General features: G+C 70.2%; 18 protein-coding genes. 6 read left to right on the top strand and 12 right to left on the bottom strand.

Going from position 1 to position 17,758, the window contains the following annotated elements:
• Positions 1–4: 4 nt before the first annotated feature.
• The 7 genes from G6N51_RS24725 to G6N51_RS24695 form a co-directional block, all read right to left on the bottom strand.
• Complete coding sequence (locus G6N51_RS24725; RefSeq protein ID WP_083169923.1) at positions 5–694, bottom strand: dTMP kinase; 690 nt, start codon at positions 692–694, stop codon at positions 5–7.
• A 93-nt stretch (positions 695–787) separates the two neighbouring features.
• Positions 788–2,260, bottom strand: a complete 1,473-nt coding sequence (ahcY, locus tag G6N51_RS24720; RefSeq protein ID WP_083169921.1) for an adenosylhomocysteinase — start codon at positions 2,258–2,260, stop codon at positions 788–790.
• A gap of 97 nt (positions 2,261–2,357) precedes the next feature.
• A complete protein-coding gene (alkX, locus tag G6N51_RS24715; RefSeq protein ID WP_083170084.1) occupies positions 2,358–2,954 on the bottom strand; it encodes a TetR family transcriptional regulator AlkX in 597 nt (198 codons plus the stop codon).
• A 50-nt stretch (positions 2,955–3,004) separates the two neighbouring features.
• Entirely contained in the window at positions 3,005–3,187 is a 183-nt protein-coding gene (locus G6N51_RS24710; RefSeq protein ID WP_083169919.1) for a rubredoxin, read from the bottom strand.
• The gene (locus G6N51_RS24705; protein ID WP_083169917.1) at positions 3,184–3,357 is read right to left on the bottom strand and encodes a rubredoxin; all 174 of its coding nucleotides are present in this window, start codon (positions 3,355–3,357) and stop codon (positions 3,184–3,186) included. The genes G6N51_RS24710 and G6N51_RS24705 overlap by 4 nt, the downstream gene beginning before the upstream one ends.
• Entirely contained in the window at positions 3,354–4,589 is a 1,236-nt protein-coding gene (locus G6N51_RS24700) for an alkane 1-monooxygenase (protein ID WP_083169915.1), read from the bottom strand. The genes G6N51_RS24705 and G6N51_RS24700 overlap by 4 nt, the downstream gene beginning before the upstream one ends.
• Before the next feature lie 99 nt (positions 4,590–4,688).
• Positions 4,689–6,197 (bottom strand): APC family permease, encoded by a 1,509-nt coding sequence (locus G6N51_RS24695; protein WP_083169913.1) that lies wholly within the window; start codon positions 6,195–6,197, stop codon positions 4,689–4,691.
• A 99-nt stretch (positions 6,198–6,296) separates the two neighbouring features.
• Here G6N51_RS24695 and G6N51_RS24690 point away from each other — a divergent pair, with 99 nt between their 5' ends.
• Complete coding sequence (locus G6N51_RS24690) at positions 6,297–7,676, top strand: FAD-dependent oxidoreductase (RefSeq protein ID WP_163750953.1); 1,380 nt, start codon at positions 6,297–6,299, stop codon at positions 7,674–7,676.
• Here the strand turns inward: G6N51_RS24690 and manA are convergent.
• From manA to G6N51_RS24670, 4 genes are all read right to left on the bottom strand, one after another.
• Entirely contained in the window at positions 7,654–8,880 is a 1,227-nt protein-coding gene (gene manA / locus G6N51_RS24685; protein ID WP_083169909.1) for a mannose-6-phosphate isomerase, class I, read from the bottom strand. The two genes, G6N51_RS24690 and manA, sit on opposite strands and share 23 nt — an antisense overlap.
• Before the next feature lie 8 nt (positions 8,881–8,888).
• The gene (locus G6N51_RS24680; RefSeq protein WP_083169907.1) at positions 8,889–9,989 is read right to left on the bottom strand and encodes a TobH protein; all 1,101 of its coding nucleotides are present in this window, start codon (positions 9,987–9,989) and stop codon (positions 8,889–8,891) included.
• Complete coding sequence (locus tag G6N51_RS24675; RefSeq protein ID WP_083169905.1) at positions 9,986–11,383, bottom strand: phosphomannomutase/phosphoglucomutase; 1,398 nt, start codon at positions 11,381–11,383, stop codon at positions 9,986–9,988. The genes G6N51_RS24680 and G6N51_RS24675 overlap by 4 nt, the downstream gene beginning before the upstream one ends.
• Positions 11,384–11,494: 111 nt before the next feature.
• Positions 11,495–11,944 carry a DUF3499 domain-containing protein gene (locus G6N51_RS24670; RefSeq protein ID WP_083169903.1) on the bottom strand — a complete coding sequence of 150 codons (450 nt, stop codon included), beginning with the start codon at positions 11,942–11,944 and terminating at the stop codon, positions 11,495–11,497.
• A gap of 172 nt (positions 11,945–12,116) precedes the next feature.
• Here G6N51_RS24670 and G6N51_RS24665 point away from each other — a divergent pair, with 172 nt between their 5' ends.
• The gene (locus G6N51_RS24665; RefSeq protein WP_083169901.1) at positions 12,117–12,539 is read left to right on the top strand and encodes a metallopeptidase family protein; all 423 of its coding nucleotides are present in this window, start codon (positions 12,117–12,119) and stop codon (positions 12,537–12,539) included.
• A gap of 27 nt (positions 12,540–12,566) precedes the next feature.
• On the opposite strand, the gene G6N51_RS24660 is transcribed toward G6N51_RS24665, so the two are convergent.
• On the bottom strand, positions 12,567–12,905 hold the full coding sequence (locus G6N51_RS24660; RefSeq protein WP_083169899.1) for a WhiB family transcriptional regulator: 339 nt from the start codon (positions 12,903–12,905) through the stop codon (positions 12,567–12,569).
• A 352-nt stretch (positions 12,906–13,257) separates the two neighbouring features.
• Here G6N51_RS24660 and cofD point away from each other — a divergent pair, with 352 nt between their 5' ends.
• From cofD to G6N51_RS24640, 4 genes are read left to right on the top strand one after another with little or no spacing between them, the layout of a single operon-like run.
• Positions 13,258–14,271 carry a 2-phospho-L-lactate transferase gene (gene cofD, locus G6N51_RS24655; protein ID WP_083169897.1) on the top strand — a complete coding sequence of 338 codons (1,014 nt, stop codon included), beginning with the start codon at positions 13,258–13,260 and terminating at the stop codon, positions 14,269–14,271.
• Positions 14,268–15,608: a coenzyme F420-0:L-glutamate ligase gene (locus tag G6N51_RS24650; RefSeq protein WP_083169895.1), complete on the top strand. Its 1,341-nt coding sequence runs from the start codon at positions 14,268–14,270 to the stop codon at positions 15,606–15,608. The genes cofD and G6N51_RS24650 overlap by 4 nt, the downstream gene beginning before the upstream one ends.
• A gap of 29 nt (positions 15,609–15,637) precedes the next feature.
• Complete coding sequence (locus G6N51_RS24645; RefSeq protein WP_083169893.1) at positions 15,638–17,212, top strand: Eco57I restriction-modification methylase domain-containing protein; 1,575 nt, start codon at positions 15,638–15,640, stop codon at positions 17,210–17,212.
• Entirely contained in the window at positions 17,209–17,745 is a 537-nt protein-coding gene (locus G6N51_RS24640) for an NUDIX hydrolase (protein ID WP_083169891.1), read from the top strand. Before G6N51_RS24645 ends, G6N51_RS24640 begins: the two co-directional genes overlap by 4 nt.
• Positions 17,746–17,758: the final 13 nt, after the last annotated feature.

Genomic DNA, 17,758 nt, shown 5'->3' with positions numbered 1-17,758 from the left:
CCGGTCAAAAACCCCTGCCCGGCGCCCGCGGCGTGCCCTCCCGGACGGTCGCGGGGACGTCCGCGGCGCCGATGAGGGTGGCGACCAGCCGGCCCGGATCGACGTCCGCGTCGGCGACCAGCCACGGCCCACCCCAGCCCGCGGCGGCCAGCTCCGCGTAGACCGCGCCCGTACGCAGTTGCAGTTCGGCGTCGCGTTCATAGCTGTCGCGCGCCCGCCCGGGGTCGGACTGCGCGCGGCTGCGCGCGCGCTGCCCGGCCAGCTCCGCGGGCACCGCGAGCAGCACCTGCCAGTCTGGCGCCGGCAAACGCAGCCGGCGGTACTCGAGCTCGAGTACCCAGGCGGCCGCCGCGCCGGCCGCGTCCTCGTGCAGGCGCGCGGCGCTGTAGGCGGCATTGGATGCGACGTAGCGATCCAGGATCACCACATCGTGGTCGCGGCGCAGCGCCTCGATGTCGTCGACGGCGCCCGCGCGGTCGAGCGCGAACAGCACCGCCATCGCGTAGACCGATGACGCGAGGTCACCGTGCTCGCCGTGCAGGGCCTCGGCCGCGACGTCGGCGGTCACCGACTTGCCGTAGCGCGGGAAGGCGAGGATCGCCACGGACTTCCCGGCCGCCTCGAAGGCCTTGCGCAGGCCCTCGGACAGCGTCCGCTTGCCCGCGCCGTCGACCCCTTCGATCGCGATCAGCACGGCGCCGAGCCTATCGGGCCGTCGAGTGCCCGGCTGGCCGGGCACTCGGTCCCGAACGCCCGGCTGGCCGGGCGTTCGGGCACCACGACAGACTCAGTAGCGGTAGTGGTCGGCCTTGTAGGGGCCGTCGACGTCGACGCCGATGTACTCGGCCTGCTCCTTGGTGAGCTTGGTGAGCGTGCCGCCGAGCGCCTCGACGTGGATGCGGGCCACCTTCTCGTCGAGGTGCTTGGGCAGCCGGTACACCTCGTTGTCGTACTCGTCGTTCTTGGTCCACAGTTCGATCTGCGCGATCACCTGGTTGGAGAAGCTGTTGCTCATCACGAACGACGGGTGCCCGGTGGCGTTGCCCAGGTTCAGCAGCCGGCCCTCGGAGAGCAGGATGATCGACTTGCCGCTGTCGGGGAACGTCCACACGTCCACCTGCGGCCGGATGTTGGTCTTGGTGGCGCCGGAGCGCTCGAGCTGGGCGACCTGGATCTCGTTGTCGAAGTGCCCGATGTTGCCCAGCACCGCGTAGTCCTTCATCGCCTTCATGTGCGCCAGCGTGATGATGTCCTTGTTGCCGGTGGCGGTGATGACGATGTCGGCGGTGCCGATCGCGTCCTCGACGGTGGCGACGTCGTAGCCCTCCATCAGGGCCTGCAGCGCGTTGATCGGGTCGATCTCGGTGACCACGACGCGCGCACCCTGGCCCTTGACCGACTCGGCGCAACCCTTGCCCACGTCGCCGTAGCCGCAGACCAGCACCTTCTTGCCGCCGATCAGGACGTCGGTGCCGCGGTTGATGCCGTCGATCAGCGAGTGCCGGCAGCCGTACTTGTTGTCGAACTTGGACTTGGTCACCGAGTCGTTGACATTGATCGCCGGGAAGGCCAGGTCACCGGCCGCGGCGAACTGGTAGAGCCGCAGGACGCCGGTGGTGGTCTCCTCGGTGACACCCTTGACCGACTCCGCGATCGTGGTCCACTTGTCCTTGTCGGTCTCGAAGCGCTTGCGCAGCAGCTCCAGGAAGACCTTCCACTCGGTGGGGTCGTCCTCTTCCGCGGGCGGCACCACGCCGGCCTTCTCGTACTGCGCGCCGCGCAGCACCAGCATGGTGGCGTCACCGCCGTCGTCGAGGATCATGTTGGCCGGCTCATCGGGCCAGGTCAGCATCTGCTCGGCGGCCCACCAGTACTCCTGAAGCGTCTCGCCCTTCCAGGCGAACACCGGCACACCCTTGGGCTCCTCGGGGGTGCCGTGCGGCCCGACGACGACGGCGGCGGCGGCGTGGTCCTGGGTGGAGAAGATGTTGCACGACGCCCACCGGACCTGCGCGCCCAGCGAGACCAGGGTCTCGATGAGCACGGCGGTCTGCACCGTCATGTGCAGCGAGCCCGAGATCCGCGCCCCCTTGAGGGGCTGCACGTCGTGGTACTCGCGGCGCAGCGACATCAGACCCGGCATTTCCTGCTCGGACAGTTCGATGTCCCGGCGACCGTATTCCGCCAACGACAGGTCGGCGACCTTGAAATCGATGCCGTTGCGGACGTCGGCGGTCAGCGAACTTTCGGTCGTCGTCATAAAAGTCTCATTCCTTACTACGGCTTGGGTTCCCAGCGGATTACTTAGCTTAGGTATGCGCTCTTGCGCCACTGTAGTCGGCGGCCGCGGCAGGGCGTCAGGGGACGTTGACGACGCCGTGACGCTCGGCGAACGGCGTCATCAGCCGCGCCAGGTCGGCCGCCACGTCGTGGTCGGCCTCCGGCGGCATCGACACGTAGCTCATCGCCAGCCGCACGATGGCCCGCGCCAGCACGCCGGCGTCGGAGTCACTGGTGGCCACCCAGCTCTGGGCGAAGGCCGCACCCAGCCGGTCGGACGCCCGCGTGATGATGGGTCCGCTGTCGGTGGTGATGATCTGCAGCAGGTCCGGCTTGGCGACACCGGTCAGCAGCGAGATCACCAGCGGGTCCGCCGCCGACTCCGCGAAGAAGTCGCGGAAGCCTTGCAGGAACGCCTCGTAAATGTTGCCGACGTTGGCGTCGATCGCGGCATGGACGGTGTCGACCAGCCGGTCGGCCAGGCGCAGGGCGTACCCCTGCGCCAGCCCCTGCCGCGAGCCGAACTCGTTGTAGATGGTCTGCCGGCTGATGCCCGCGGCGCGGGCGACGTCGGCCAGCGTGATCGCGGACCAGTCCCGGCTTCCCAGCAGCTCCCGCATCGCGTCGAGCACCGAGTCGCGCAACAGGACGCGGGACGCCTCGGCGTACTGCATCCGCTTCACAGGCGCGACAATAGCCGCTTGGGCCACGCCGTTGGTGCCGATCACGCCCGGGCTATCTCGACCATCTCGAAGTCGGATTTCGCCGCGCCGCAGTCCGGACAGCTCCAGTCGTCGGGAATGTCGTCCCAGCGGGTGCCGGGGGCGATGCCGTCCTCGGGCCAGCCCTTGGCCTCGTCGTACTCGAATCCGCACTGCACGCAGATGAAGAGCTTGTAGTCGCTCACCGGTTCACTCCTAAATTCTCGAAATCGACCTTCTCGCGCACCGCACAGTCGGGGCAGCACCAGTCGTCGGGGATGTCACTGAAGGGCGTGCCCGCGGGAAAGCCTTCCCGCGGAGCGCCTTTCGCTTCGTCGTAGGTGTAGTCGCAGCCGGGGCAACGGTAGGCGGTCATGCGGGCACCCCGTACTTGGCCAGCACCCGCTCCCGCATCCTCGGCTGGATGTTGACCTTGGTGACGTCGCCGTCGTAGTGCTCGAGCACCCGGCGGTCCATCACCTTGCGCCACAGCGGCGGGAAGTAGGTCAGCGAGATCATCGACGCGTATCCGCTCGGCAGGTTGGGCGCGCCTTCCATGCTGCGCAGGGTCTGGTAGCGCCGGGTGGGGTTGGCGTGGTGATCGCTGTGCCGCTGCAGGTGGTACAGGAACAGGTTGGTGACGATGTGGTCGGAATTCCAGCTGTGCACCGGGGCGCAGCGCTCGTAGCGGCCGTTGGCATTCTGCTGCCGCAGCAGCCCGTAGTGCTCCAGGTAGTTGACGGCCTCGAGCAGGCTGAAACCGAAGACGGCCTGGATGATCACGAACGGGACGAGCGCCGGGCCGAAGACCCCGATCAGCACACCCCACAGCACGACCGACATCAGCCAGGCGTTGAGCACGTCGTTGGACAGATACGTCTTGGGATTCCAGGGGCTCGAGCCCTGCCGGCGTATCCGTTGCGCTTCCAGCCGCAGCGACGAGCGCAGGCTGCCGAAAACGCTGCGCGGCAGGAACTCCCAGAACGTCTCGCCGAAGCGGGCCGATGCCGGGTCCTCCGGGGTCGAGACCCGCACGTGGTGGCCGCGGTTGTGCTCGATGTAGAAGTGGCCGTAGCAGGTCTGCGCCAGGGTGATCTTGGACAGCCACCGTTCCAGCGAATCCTTCTTGTGGCCCATCTCGTGCGCGGTGTTGATGCCGACGCCGCCGAGCACGCCGACCGACAGCGCCACGCCCAGCTTGCCCGCCCAGCCCAGCGCGCCGTCAAAGCCGAGCCAGTGCAGGTTGGACGCGGTGAACAGGTAGGCACCCATGATCACGCTGAGGTACTGGAACGGAACGTAGATATAGGTGCAGAAGCGGTAGTACTTGTCGTTCTCCAGCTGTTCCATCACCTCGTCGGGCGGGTTCTGCCCGTCGGGCCCGAACCGCAGGTCGAGGATCGGCAGCAGGACGTAGAGCAGGATGGGCCCGATCCACAGCGGCACCTGCGCGGCGACGTGCCAGCCGAGCTGGTTGAGCGCCCAGGTGATCGGCAGCATGACGAACAGCGCCGTAGGGGCGATCAGCCCCATCAGCCAGAGCCGGCGCTTCTTGTCCCGCCAGACGGGCGCCTCCGCGACGTCCGATTGCGGCCTCAATGTCGTCATATGCCAAACCTCCTTGTGAGTCACACCACGCTTGAGGTTGACAATATCGTCTATTGCGTCTCGTGTCTAGACACAAGAGGCCATTTTGTAAAGCGGTGCCTAGCGCACGGTGCCGGGTTCGGCCCGCGCGGGCGGCTGGATCCCCTCCGCGTCGCGACGGCCCTGCACCGAGTGCCGATATCCATAGCCGACGTAGATGGCGGTCCCCACCGCCAGCCAGACGCCGAACCGCACCCAGGTCAGCGCGGTGAGGTTGACCATCAGCCACACACAGGCGCAGATCGAGGCGATCGGCAGCACCGGCACCCACGGGGCCCGGAAGCCGCGCTCCAGGTCCGGGCGGGTCCGGCGCAGCACCATCACGCCGGCCGAGACCAGGACGAACGCGAACAGCGTTCCGACGTTGACCATCTCCTCGAGCTTGGTGATCGGGAACACCGAGGCGGTCGCGGCCACCACCACCGCAACGAGCACGGTGATGCGGACCGGGGTCCCGCGCGCGCCGGTCTTCGCCAGCTGCCGCGGTAACAGCCCGTCGCGCGCCATGGCGAACAGCACGCGGCACTGGCCGAGCATCAGCACCATCACGACGGTGGTCAGCCCGGCCAGCGCGCCGATCGCGATGATCTTGCTAGCCCAGTGGATCCCGTTGGCCGTGAACGCCGTGGCCAGGTTCGCCGGCTTGTGACCGGGGGCGGTTTTGAGCTGGGTGTAGGAGACCATCCCGGACAACACCACCGATACCGCCACGTACAGCACGGTCACGATGGCCAGCGACGCCAGGATCCCCCGCGGGACGTCGCGCTGGGGCCGCTTGGTCTCCTCGGCCATGGTGGCGACGATGTCGAACCCGATGAACGCGAAGAACACGATCGACGCCCCCGCCAGCACGCCGTACCAGCCGTAGTGGCTGCTGTGCGCGCCGGTCAGCAGCGACAGCACCGATTGATTGACGCCCGAGGCCTCATGCCCGGCCTCGGGCTTGGGAATGAACGGCGAATAGTTGGAGCCCTTGATGTAGAAGGCGCCGACGACGACGACCAACAGCACCACCGACACCTTGATGCCGGTGATGACCGCGGAAAACCTCGACGACAGCTTGGTGCCCACGGCGATCAGGGACGCCACCCCGGCGACGATCAGCAGCGCGCCCCAGTCCAGGTCGATCGACCCGAATTGGGAAGTGCCGCCCGCAAATCCGAAGACGTTGCCCAGGTAGCTGGACCACCCCTTGGCCACCACCGCCGCGCCGATCGCGAGCTCCAGCAGCAGGTTCCAGCCGATGATCCAGGCGAGGAACTCCCCGAAGGTGGCATAGGAGAAGGTGTAGGCGCTGCCGGCGACCGGCAGCGTCGAGGCGAACTCGGCGTAACACAATGCCGCCAGCGCGCAGGTGACCGCCGCGATGATGAACGAAACCCAGATCGCCGGTCCGGTGATGTCGCCGGTCGTCGACGCGGTCACCGTGAAGATACCGGCGCCGATCACCACCGCGACGCCGAAGACGACCAGGTCCAGCCAGGTCAGTTCCTTGCGTAACCGGGTGTCGGGCTCGTCGGTGTCGGCGATCGACTGTTCGACCGACTTCATCCGCCATCGGTTGGCCATCCGCCGCCCTTTCCCATCAACTGGGACCCATTGGTCCGTCACAGTACTGGGTACTCTGCCGAGATGCCGGACACCAAAGCAAACATCAGGGACCATGCGGTGGTCATCGGGGGCAGCATCGCCGGCCTGTGCGCGGCGCGGGTGCTCTCGGACTCCTATGCACGCGTCACCGTCTACGAACGCGACGAATTGCCGGACACACCGTCGAACCGCGCGACCGTCCCGCAGGACCGGCACCTGCACATGCTGATGGCCCGCGGCGCAATGGAGTTCGAGAGCCTGTTCCCCGGGCTACTCGAAGACATGGTGTCCGCGGGCGTGCCCATGCTGGAGAATCGGCCCGATTGCATTCACCTCGGCGCCGCCGGCCACGTGCTCGGGACCGGGCACACCCTGCGCGACGAATTCACCGCGTACGTGCCCAGCCGCCCGCATCTGGAGTGGCAGTTGCGCAAACGAGTCCGGGACACGGACAACGTCGCGATGGTGCGGCGCTCCGTGGCCGAACCGCGGTACGACCCGTCGCGCCAGCGGGTGACCGGGGTGCTGTTGGATCCCGCCGACGCCGACAAGGGCGACCCAGAATTTGTTGCCGCGGACCTCGTCGTCGACGCGGCGGGTCGCGGCACCCGGCTGCCGGTGTGGTTGGAGCAGTGGGGCTACGAGCGCCCGAGGGAAGACCTCCTCGACATCGGCATCTATTACGCCACGCAGCAGTTCCGCATCCCCGACGGGCTGATCGCCGAGAAGGTGGTGGTCGCCGGCGCCTCGCACGACAAATCGCTGGGGCTGGGCATGCTGTGTTACGAGGACGGCACCTGGGTGCTGACCACGTTCGGGGTGGCCAACGTCAAACCGCCGCAAACCTTCCCCGAGATGCTGGCCCTGGCCGAAGAGCTGGTCCCGGACCACGTCAACGCGGCGCTGAGGCGGGCCGAACCCCTGGGCGAGCCGGCGTTCCACGCCTTTCCGGCCAGTAAGTGGCGCCGGTACGACAAGCTGGACCGCTTCCCCGCCGGCATCATCCCCTTCGGCGACGCCGTCGCCAGCTTCAATCCGACCTTCGGGCAGGGCATGACGATGACCTCCCTGCAGGCCGGTCACCTGCGGCGCGCGCTGGGATCCCCCGATGACCAGTTGGCCGCGGAGCTGAGCCGGGCCACCGCCAAGACCACCTTCCCCGTCTGGACCATGAACGCCATCGGCGACGTCAGCTTCCACCACGCCGGGACCAAGGGGCCCCTCCCCTGGTGGTGGCGGCCGGTCGGCGCGCTGTTCGACCAGTTCCTGGGGGCCGCCGAGACCGATCCGGTTCTGGCGGAGTGGTTCTTGCGCCGCTTCTCGCTGCTCGACAGCCTCTATATGGTTCCGCCGCCGCGCATCGTGGGCCGGACCATGGCGCACAACCTGCGGCTGTGGCTGGGCGAGCGCCGCGCCGCCAAAGGCCGGCGGCGCCTCACAGCCCTACGGTCGCCCTGAACAGCTTGGTGGGCTCGTGCGCGACCAGCCGGATCGGGGCGTCGTCGGCCGCCACCCAGGCGGCCATCCCCCGGTGCAGCGTCAGCGATCCGGACTTGCCGTGCACGGTCGTGCGACCCTCGGTGCACAGCAGGATCTGCGGACCCTCATGGCTGCACGTGGCGTCGACCTCGTGGCCGAGGTAATCGCCGTCGAGCTCGAGCAGCGCGACCGCGAACTCGTCGGCCGGGGTCTCATAGATCAGGCCGAAGCCCTCGCGGCGGATGTGGGGCCGCACCTCCGCCTCGGTGGTCGGGGTGAAGTCGAGCACCCGCAGCAGCTCGGGGACGTCGACGTGCTTGGGGGTCAGGCCGCCGCGTAACACGTTGTCGGAGTTGGCCATCACCTCGACCGCGAAACCGCGCAGGTAGGTGTGCAGGCTGCCGGCCGACACGAAGATGGCCTCGCCCGGGGCCAGGATGATGCGGTTCAGCAACAGGGCCGCCAGCACGCCGGCGTCGCCGGGATAGCGTTCCCCGAGTTCCAGCACCGTCTTGACCTCACCGGCGAATTCCGTTGCCCCGGAGCTGATGTACTGGATGGCGCCGTCGAGCACGGCGGGGATCAGCACGTCGATGTCGGGCTGGGGTGCGGTGATCCAGGTGGTGAACAGCGCGCGCAGGCCGTCGGCGTCGGACTGGTCGTTGAGCAGGTCGATGAAAGGGTCGAGGTCGGAGACGGCCAGGGCCCGCAGCAGCTCGACCGTGCGGGAGACCTGACGGAATCCGGCGAGCGCCTCGAACGGCTGCAGCGCCACCAGCAGCTCGGGTTTGTGCGAGGTGTCCCGGTAGTTGCGCACCGGGGAGGACAGCGGGATGCCCAGCCGCTCCTCGCGCAGGTAACCCTCGGCGGCCTGCGCCGCGCTCGGGTGGGCCTGCAGGGACAGCGGCTCGTCGGCCGCGAGCACCTTGACCAGGAACGGCAGCACGTCACCGAAGCGGGCGCGCGCCGCGGGGCCGAGCTGACCCTCCGGATCGGCGACCAGCTCGTCGAGCAGTGAGATCTCGCCCGTGTCCGTTTCCAGCCAGGCCGGGTCGCCCGGATGCGCGCCGAACCAGAGCTCGGCCTCCGGATGGGCGGCCGGAACCGAACGCCCGGTGAATTCCGCTATGGCCGTACGCGATCCCCAGGCGTACGTACGTAAGGCCCCGCGAAGCAGTTCCACTGTTCTATCTATCCCCGCACCAGTCGCGCGTAAACCGCGGCCATCTCCAGCCGGACGGCCAGTACCGCCAGTTGCTGCTCGGCGCTGATGGCCCCGCCCAACGCCGGCGCGACGGTCGAACCGGCCGAGCCGCCGGGTCCGTCGGGCACGTCTTCGGCGGCGAGCAGGTACACGTCGTCGAGCCCGGCGGTGCGGGCGGCGACCACCGGCTGTTCGGCGGACAACGTCAGCGCCAACACCAGCAGCCGGGCGGGCAGCGGCCCGTCGATCTGCTCGTCGTGGAAGAGCGCCTCGTCGGGGTCCCGGAAGCCGCCGGCCACCACAGCGCGCAGCGCGGCGACCGCGTCCGACAACCCGGTGGCCGCGACCACCTGGTGGGCGGTCCGCAGCAGCACCGAGCTGCCGTGGCGCGCGAGCGCCAGCGTCGCGGCGCAGTCGCCGGCCAGCGCCACCTGGCGGTCGGCCAGGCGCGCGGCGATCGTCTTGGCCGGGTTGGTGAACAGCTCGCGGCCCGCGCTGTTGCGCAGCGCCTCGGCGTCCAGCTCGTCGGCGAGCGCCCGCAGGTCGACGGACGGTCGCTGGTCCACGGTTTGCACGACGGCCAGGCCGGCGGCCAGGTACCGGGACAGCCCGAACTCGTCGGAGATGGCGAGCCGGGGCGCCAGCACCGCCGCCCGGCCGGCCGCGGAATCCCGCAGCGGCCCCTCGTACGGCGCGACCACGACGACCCGGGCCCCGCGGCGCACCCCGGTCGCGGCGGCGGCGACCAGCGCGGGGTCGCCGGGATCATCGCCCGCGACGACCAGCACGTCGAGCGGGCCGATCCACGGCGGAACCTCGGCGGTCAGCGCGATCGGCTCGGAAGCCGCACCGCCCACCGTCGCGGCCAGCATGGCGCCGGCGCTGTCGGCGGCCCCGCGGCCGGCCACCCAGATCAGGCTGCGCGGGCGGTCGGCGGTTCGCAGCGCGTCCAGCGCGCCCTCGTCGACCGCGGCGGCTATCGCACGCACGTGCGCGCCGGCCGACGACGCCGAGCGCAGCAGCCCGTCGCGGTCGGCGGCGAGCAGGCCCTCGGTGTCCTCGAGATCGATCGCCCGAACGGCGCTCACGGGGAGACCTCGGCGGGCGCCGCCTGGGCCTCGATCTCCGCACTGATCTGGGCAACCACCGCGTCGACGTCCTCGGTGCTGCGCCCCTCCACATTGAGCCGCAGCAACGGCTCGGTGTTGGAGCTGCGCAGGTTGAACCAGCTGCCGCCGCCCAGGTCGACGGTGACCCCGTCCACGTGGTCGATGGAATGGATGCGGCTGCCGAAGGACTTCAGCACCGCCTCCGTGCACAGGGACGCGTCGGCGACCGTGAAGTTGATCTCGCCGGACGATTCGTAGCGCTGGTAGTCGGCGGTCAACTCCGACAACGGCCGGTCCTGCTCGCCCAGCGCGGCCAGCACGTACAGCGCCGCCAGCATGCCGGAGTCCGCACCCCAGAAGTCACGGAAGTAATAGTGCGCCGAGTGCTCGCCGCCGAAGATGGCGCCGGTGTCGGCCATCATCGCCTTGATATAGGAGTGTCCGACGCGGGAGCGCAGCGGTGTGCCGCCGCGTTCGGTGACCAGCTCGGGTACCGCCCTGGACGTGATCACGTTGTGGATGATGGTGGCGCCGATCTCCCGGCCGAGCTCGCGGGCGGCCACCAGGCTGGTGACCGTCGAGGGCGACACCGGCCGCCCGCGTTCGTCGACGACGAAGCAGCGGTCGGCGTCCCCGTCGAAGGCCAGCCCGACGTCCGCGCCCGTGTCGCGCACGTACGCCTGCAGGTCGGCCAGGTTGGCCGGGTCGAGCGGGTTGGCCTCGTGGTTGGGGAACGAGCCGTCGAGCTCGAAGTACAACGGCAGCAAGGTGATCGACTCGATCGCCCCGAGCACCGCCGGCGCGGTGAGCCCGGCCATGCCGTTGCCCGCGTCCACGGCCACCCGCAGGGGCCGCAGCCCCGACGTGTTGACCAGCGAACGCAGGAACGTCCCGTAGGCGTCCAGCACGTCGCGGTCGGTGACGGTGCCGGGCGGCCCGTCATAGGGCTGCACCCCGGCGATCACGTCCTCGCTGATGGTGCGCAGGCCGCTGTCGGCGCCGACCGGTTTGGCGGCGGCCCGGCACAGCTTGATCCCGTTGTAGACCGCCGGGTTGTGGCTCGCGGTGAACATCGCGCCGGGGCAGTCCAGCGACCCGGAGGCGAAGTAGAGCTGGTCGGTGGAGGCCAGGCCGATCCGCACCACGTCCAGGCCCTGGGCGGTCACCCCGGCGGCGAAGGCGGCGGCCAGTGCCGGCGAGCTGTCGCGCATGTCGTGGCCGATCGCCACCCGCCGGGCGCCTTCGCCGCGCATCAGTCTGGCGAAGGCCGCCCCCAGCGCGGTGACCAACGGCTCGTCGAGCTCCTCGCCGACCAGCCCTCGCACGTCGTAAGCCTTGACGACGCGGTGCACGGTCGCGGCGAGCCGAGACATGCGGGGCCTCCTGACGCCATCGATTCCTTCGCCTCTTGGCCGTCAGCCTATCGGCCCCCGGGAAACACGGACCGCCGCGGTGCGCGGTGATCGGGCGCGATGCCGCGACAGCTAGTCGCTGGGGTCGGGCAACACCCGCAGATGCCCGCGGCGGCGACCGGACCGATGCTCGGGCGGCGCGAGCACGCTGCTGCTGGGCGCGGTGGCCTGGGTCCCGCCGTGGGAGATGTGCGGGTCGGCGAAGCCGTTGAGCGGCGAGCCGGTGCCGCCGTAGGGCACGGCCCGCTCGCCGGGGCCGCCTTCGCGCACCGCGTCGGCCAGGGCGACCAGGTCGTCCTCATCCGGATGATGGGTGGGCAGTGGACCGGCGTGGCGCACGAGATCCCACCCACGGGGTGCGGTGATCCGGCCGGCGTGGCCGACGCACAGGTCCCACGAGTGCGGCTCCCGCGCGGTCGCGAGTGGCCCCACCACGGCCGTCGAGTCCGAGTAGACGAACGTCAAGGTCGCCACGGCGTAGTGCGGACACCCGGGCCGGCAACAGCGACGGGGAACGTTCACGCCGAAAGGCTATCGTGCACAAACGCCGCTGAACCGCCGGACACGCGCAACCGGCCGACCCCCGATGTTCAACCGTTACCATCGGCGCGTGGGCGATTCGCGCAGCTCCCCGCGGAGGGATCGGTCCCAGGGCCGGTTCGCTTCCCGTCGGTCCGCCCGGCGGGGCCGCGACGTGCGCGGCCCATTGCTGCCGCCGACCGTCCCCGGGTGGCGCAGCCGGGCCGAGCGGTTCGACATGGCGGTGCTGGAGGCCTACGAACCCATTGAGCGGCGCTGGCAGTCGCGCCTCGCCGAGCTCGACGTGGCGGTCGATGAGATTCCCCGCATCGCGGCCAAGGATCCCGACAGCGTGCAGTGGCCGCCGGAGGTCATCGCCGACGGGCCGATCCCGCTCGCGCGCCTGATCCCGGCCGGCGTCGACGTCCGCGGCAACGCCACGCGGGCGCGAATTGTGTTGTTCCGCAAGCCGATCGAGCGACGGGCCAAGGACACCGTCGAACTCGGTGATTTGCTGCACGAAATCTTGGTGGCCCAGGTGGCCATCTACCTCGATGTCGAGCCGTCGGTCATCGACCCGACGATCGAGGACGAATAGCGCTGGCGCGTTGGCGCCTTCGGCGCTTTAGATGATGCCGCGCTTGAGGCGGCGGCGCTCGCGCTCGGACAGGCCGCCCCAGATGCCGAAGCGCTCGTCGTGCTCGAGGGCGTACTCCAGGCACTCGTGGCGTACCTCGCACCCGAGGCAGATCTTCTTTGCCTCGCGGGTGGAGCCGCCCTTCTCCGGGAAGAAGGCCTCGGGATCGGTTTGGGCGCACAGCGCCCGGTCTTGCCATTGGTCCGCGACAGGCGCCAGCATCGGCTCGGGCTCGAATGCGACTGGCGCATCGGGAACCACGGTCAGGTGCGGCCGAACGGGTCGGACCGGCGCTGAGCCGATAGGGGTGTGCGGCGTGCTCGCCATGACTCCTCGAAGATGTTCGTAAGACATACGGTCGTCCGCCTCCTCAGTTTGATTGAGAGAGTGAGTGGTTCCCACTTTTCTGATGTGTACAGACAATTCGAACAAGTGATCGAATCTCGGTCTGCGACACCGGAACCGGCCGGCCAACCGGGAAATGACACTGTTGTGATTAGACACGGGTTGACCAGCCGGGTCAAGCACTTCGGCGCATTTCCATACCATCTCGTGACCGAATTACGGCGTTTCCGTTGTTTTGCGCATTCGGCGTGTCGATCACACCGCCCACGATTAGGCTTAAGGGCCGCGTAACGGGCCCGCCACCACACGGTCGTCGGGCAGTACTGTCGTCCACGTGAAGGTCACCGTTCTGGTCGGTGGGGTTGGCGGCGCCCGCTTCCTGCTGGGGGTTCAACAGCTGCTCGGGCTGGGGCAGTTCGAAACGCAACGGCACCCAGACGCGGGAGCCAGCAACCACGAACTTAGCGCGATCGTCAACATCGGCGACGACGCCTGGATTCATGGACTGCGGGTCTGCCCGGATTTGGACACCTGCATGTACACCTTAGGTGGAGGGGTAGACCCGGAGCGAGGGTGGGGTCACCGCGACGAAACCTGGCACGCCAAAGAGGAATTGGCGCGCTACGGCGTGCAGCCGGACTGGTTCGGGCTCGGCGACCGGGATATCGCCACCCACCTGGTGCGCACCCAGATGCTGGGCGCCGGCTACCCGCTGTCGCAGATCACCGCGGCGCTGTGCGATCGCTGGCAACCCGGCGCCCGGTTGCTGCCGGCCAGCGACGACCGCTGCGAGACGCACGTGGTGATCACCGATCCGGACGACGGCACCCGGCGGGCGATCCACTTCCAGGAGTGGTGGGTGCGCTACCGGGCCGGCGTGCCCACGCACAGCTTCGCTTTCATCGGCGCCGAAAAGGCCACCGCCACAAGTGAAGCTGTCGCGGCCATCGCCGACGCCGACGTCATCCTGCTGGCGCCGTCCAACCCGGTGGTGAGCGTCGGCGCCATCCTGGCCGTCCCCGGGATTCGCGCCGCGTTGCGCTCGGCGGCCGCCCCGGTCGTCGGCTACTCGCCGATCATCGGCGGAAAACCCCTGCGCGGCATGGCCGATGCCTGCCTGTCGGTGATCGGGGTGGAATCCACCGCGGAGGCGGTCGGCCGGCACTACGGCGCGCGCGGCGGCACCGGAATCCTGGATTGCTGGCTCGTGCACGAGGGCGACCTGGATACCTTCGAAGCCGACATCGACGGCGTCGCGGTGACCGCCGTGCCGCTGTTGATGACCGACCCGAAGGCGACGGCCGAGATGGTCCGCGCCGGGCTCGAGCTTGCGGGCGTGCACCCGTGACGGAACACGGCTCGGCGGCGGCGATCGAGATCCTGCCCGTTCCCGGGCTTCCCGAATTCCGGCCCGGCGACGACCTGGCCGCGGCGCTGGCCGCGGCCGCGCCCTGGCTGCGCGACGGCGACGTGGTGGTGGTGACCAGCAAGGTGGTGTCCAAGTGCGAGGGCCGGCTGGTGCCGGCTCCGCAGGACGCCGAGGAGCGCGACGAACTCCGGCGCAAGCTCGTCGACGCCGAGGCGGTGCGGGTGCTGGCGCGCAAGGGCCGCACCCTGATCACCGAGAACCGCATCGGCCTGATCCAGGCCGCCGCGGGCGTGGACGGATCCAACGTGGGCCGCGACGAGCTGGCGCTGCTGCCGGTCGACCCGGACGCCAGCGCCGCGGCGCTGCGCGCCGGCCTGGCCGAGCGGCTCGGCGTCGACGTCGCGGTGGTCATCACCGACACGATGGGCCGCGCCTGGCGCAACGGCCAGATCGATGCCGCCGTGGGCTCGGCCGGTCTGGCTGTGCTGCACGGCTATTCGGGGTCCGTCGACCCCCACGGCAACGAGCTGGTGGTCACCGAGATCGCGGTCGCCGACGAGGTCGCGGCGGCGGCCGATCTGGTGAAGGGCAAGTTGACCGCCATGCCGGTGGCGGTGGTGCGCGGCCTTGCCGTCTCCGACGACGGCTCGACGGCGCGGCAGCTGCTGCGCCCCGGCGAGGAGGATCTGTTCTGGCTCGGCACCGCCGAGGCCATCGACATGGGGCGCCGGCAGGCGCAGCTGTTACGCCGATCGGTGCGCCGGTTCGGCGCCGAACCGGTGCCGCCCGGGCTGATCGAAGCCGCCGTCGCCGAGGCGCTCACCGCCCCGGCGCCGCACCACACCCGCCCGGTCCGGTTCGTCTGGCTGCAGACCCCCGAGGTCCGGCTGCGGCTGCTGGACCGCATGAAGGACAAGTGGCGGTCCGACCTCGCCGGCGACGGCCGGCCGGCCGACGCGATCGAGCGCAGGGTGGCTCGCGGCCAGATCCTTTACGACGCACCCGAGGTCGTCATCCCGATGCTGGTTCCCGACGGCGCGCACGCCTATCCCGACGCCGCCCGCACCGGCGCGGAGCACACCATGTTCACCGTGGCGGTCGGGGCGGCCGTGCAGGCGCTGCTGGTCGGGCTGGCCGTGCGCGGGGTGGGCAGCTGCTGGATCGGCTCGACGATCTTCGCCGCCGACCTGGTGCGCGCCGAGCTGGAGCTGCCCGACGAGTGGGAGCCGTTAGGCGCCATCGCCATCGGCTACCCCGAGGAGCACGCCGGGCCGCGCGACCCGCCGGACGCCGGGGATCTGTTGATCCGCAAGTGAGCCGCGTCCGTTCGGAGATACTCAGGCCCATGGGATTCGCCGGTAAGGCGCCCGCGTCCGCCGAGAAGGCCCGCGGCGGCTACTACACGCCCGCGCCGGTGGCGCGCTTCCTGGCCGGCTGGGTGCGGGAAGCCGGGCCGCGCATCCTGGAACCGGCCTGCGGCGACGGCGCCATCCTGCGCGAGCTGGCCGGCCTCGGCGGAGGAGTCCACGGCGTCGAGCTGGTCGCCGAGGAGGCGGCCAAGTCAAGGGAATTCGCCCCCGTCGACGCCGCCAACCTGTTCACCTGGCTCGCCACCGCCGAACCCGGCGGGTGGGACGGGGTCGCCGGGAACCCGCCCTACATCCGGTTCGGCAACTGGGCGGCCGAGCAACGCGAGCCCGCGCTGGAACTGATGAGGCGCGCGGGATTGCGGCCCAGCCGCCTGACCAACGCCTGGGTCCCCTTCGTGGTGGCGAGCTCGATCCTGGTGCGCTACGGCGGCCGGGTGGGCCTGGTGCTTCCCGCCGAGCTGCTCCAGGTCAGCTACGCCGCGCAGCTGCGCGAGTTCCTGCTGAGCCGATTCAGCGACATCACGCTGGTGACGTTCCAGCGCTTGGTGTTCGACGGCATCCTGCAGGAGGTCGTGTTGTTCTGCGGGGTCGCGGGCGCCGGACCCGCCCGCATCCGCACGGTCCACCTCGCCGACGCCGATTCGCTCGCGGCAGCGGACCTCGACGTCGAATCGGCGCCCGCGCTCCTACACGAGAACGAGAAGTGGACCAAGTACTTCCTGGATCCGGGCGCGATCCGGCTGCTGCGCACGCTCAAGGGGTCTACGGCCCTGACCCGGCTCGGGTCGGTCGCCGCGGTGGATGTGGGCATCGTGACGGGCCGCAACAGCTTCTTCACCTTCACCGACGCGCAGGCCCGCGAACTCGGGCTGCTGCCGCACTGCGTCCCGCTCGTCTCACGCAGCGCCCAGCTGTCCGGGTTGGTATACGACACCGACTGCCGGGCAAGCGATGTGGCCGCCGGGCATCGGACCTGGCTGCTCGACGCGCCGCGCGCCCCGGCCGACCCCGCCTTGATCACACACATCCAGGCCGGTGAGTCCGCCGGGGTGGACCGGGGCTACAAGTGCTCGATCCGCAAACCGTGGTGGAGCACGCCGTCGCTGTGGATCCCCGACCTGTTCCTGCTGCGCCAGATCCACCTGGCGCCGCGGCTGACCGTCAACGCCGCCGCGGCGACGAGCACCGACACCGTGCACCGGGTCCGGCTCGCCGCCGGTGTGGACCCGGCCGCGCTGGCCGCGGTGTTCCACAACAGCGTCACGTTCGCCTTCGCCGAGATCCTCGGCCGCAGTTACGGCGGGGGCATCTTGGAGCTGGAACCCCGCGAGGCCGAGCAGCTGCCCATTCCCCCGCCGGCGCTCGCCGGCCCCGAGCTGGCCCGCGACGTCGACCTGCTGTTGAAGGCCGGCGAGACCGAGAAGGCGCTCGACCTCGTCGACCGCCACGTCCTGACCGACGGGTTGGGGCTGCGACCCGAGGCGGTGGGGCAGTGCCGCGCGGCCCGGGTCTGTCTGCGGGATCGCCGGACACGGCGGGGTTCTCGATGAGCGTCCGGGAGTCGGTGATCGCGCTGCTGTCCGACTGGCAAGCCCCCGACGCGGCGCAGGACGCGTTGCGGCACGCGGTGCTGGCCTTCGTGCTCGCCCGCCCCGACGCCTGCCGGCGCGAGTGCGTGCCGGGCCATGTCACCGCCTCGGCGCTGGTGCTCGACCACACCGGCGAGCGGGTGCTGCTCACCCTGCACCCCCGCGTGGGCCGGTGGGTGCAACTGGGCGGCCACTGCGACGAGGGCGACGGCGACATCGTCGCCGCCGCGCTGCGCGAGGCCACCGAGGAGTCCGGCGTCGACGGCCTGCGCATCGCGCCCGGGCTGGCCGCCATCCACGTCCACCCGGTCACCTGCTCGCTGGGCGTGCCCACCCGCCACCTCGACCTGCAGTTCGTCGCGCACGCGCCGCCCGGCGCGCGGATCGCGATCAGCGACGAGTCGGAGGACCTGCGGTGGTGGCCTGCCGACGCGTTGCCGGTCGGCGCCGACCACGCGCTGGCGTACCTGGTGGGGCGGGCCCGCCACCCGTAGCCGCGAACGAGGG

Origin of the sequence: Mycobacterium paraseoulense (assembly GCF_010731655.1) — a bacterium.
Classification (GTDB): domain Bacteria; phylum Actinomycetota; class Actinomycetes; order Mycobacteriales; family Mycobacteriaceae; genus Mycobacterium; species Mycobacterium paraseoulense.
Note: the sequence above shows the minus strand (reverse complement) of the source record. Positions and strands in the feature narration are given on the sequence as shown.

Coding starts and splice junctions, on each gene's coding strand:
- ahcY (WP_083169921.1), bottom strand. CDS start 2,260: ATGACGACGACCGAAAGTTCGCTGACCGCCGACGTCCGCAACGGCATC.
- alkX (WP_083170084.1), bottom strand. CDS start 2,954: ATGCAGTACGCCGAGGCGTCCCGCGTCCTGTTGCGCGACTCGGTGCTC.
- G6N51_RS24705 (WP_083169917.1), bottom strand. CDS start 3,357: ATGACCGCCTACCGTTGCCCCGGCTGCGACTACACCTACGACGAAGCG.
- G6N51_RS24700 (WP_083169915.1), bottom strand. CDS start 4,589: ATGACGACATTGAGGCCGCAATCGGACGTCGCGGAGGCGCCCGTCTGG.
- G6N51_RS24695 (WP_083169913.1), bottom strand. CDS start 6,197: ATGGCCAACCGATGGCGGATGAAGTCGGTCGAACAGTCGATCGCCGAC.
- G6N51_RS24675 (WP_083169905.1), bottom strand. CDS start 11,383: ATGTCTCGGCTCGCCGCGACCGTGCACCGCGTCGTCAAGGCTTACGAC.
- G6N51_RS24660 (WP_083169899.1), bottom strand. CDS start 12,905: ATGGCGAGCACGCCGCACACCCCTATCGGCTCAGCGCCGGTCCGACCC.
- G6N51_RS24645 (WP_083169893.1), top strand. CDS start 15,638: ATGGGATTCGCCGGTAAGGCGCCCGCGTCCGCCGAGAAGGCCCGCGGC.
- G6N51_RS24640 (WP_083169891.1), top strand. CDS start 17,209: ATGAGCGTCCGGGAGTCGGTGATCGCGCTGCTGTCCGACTGGCAAGCC.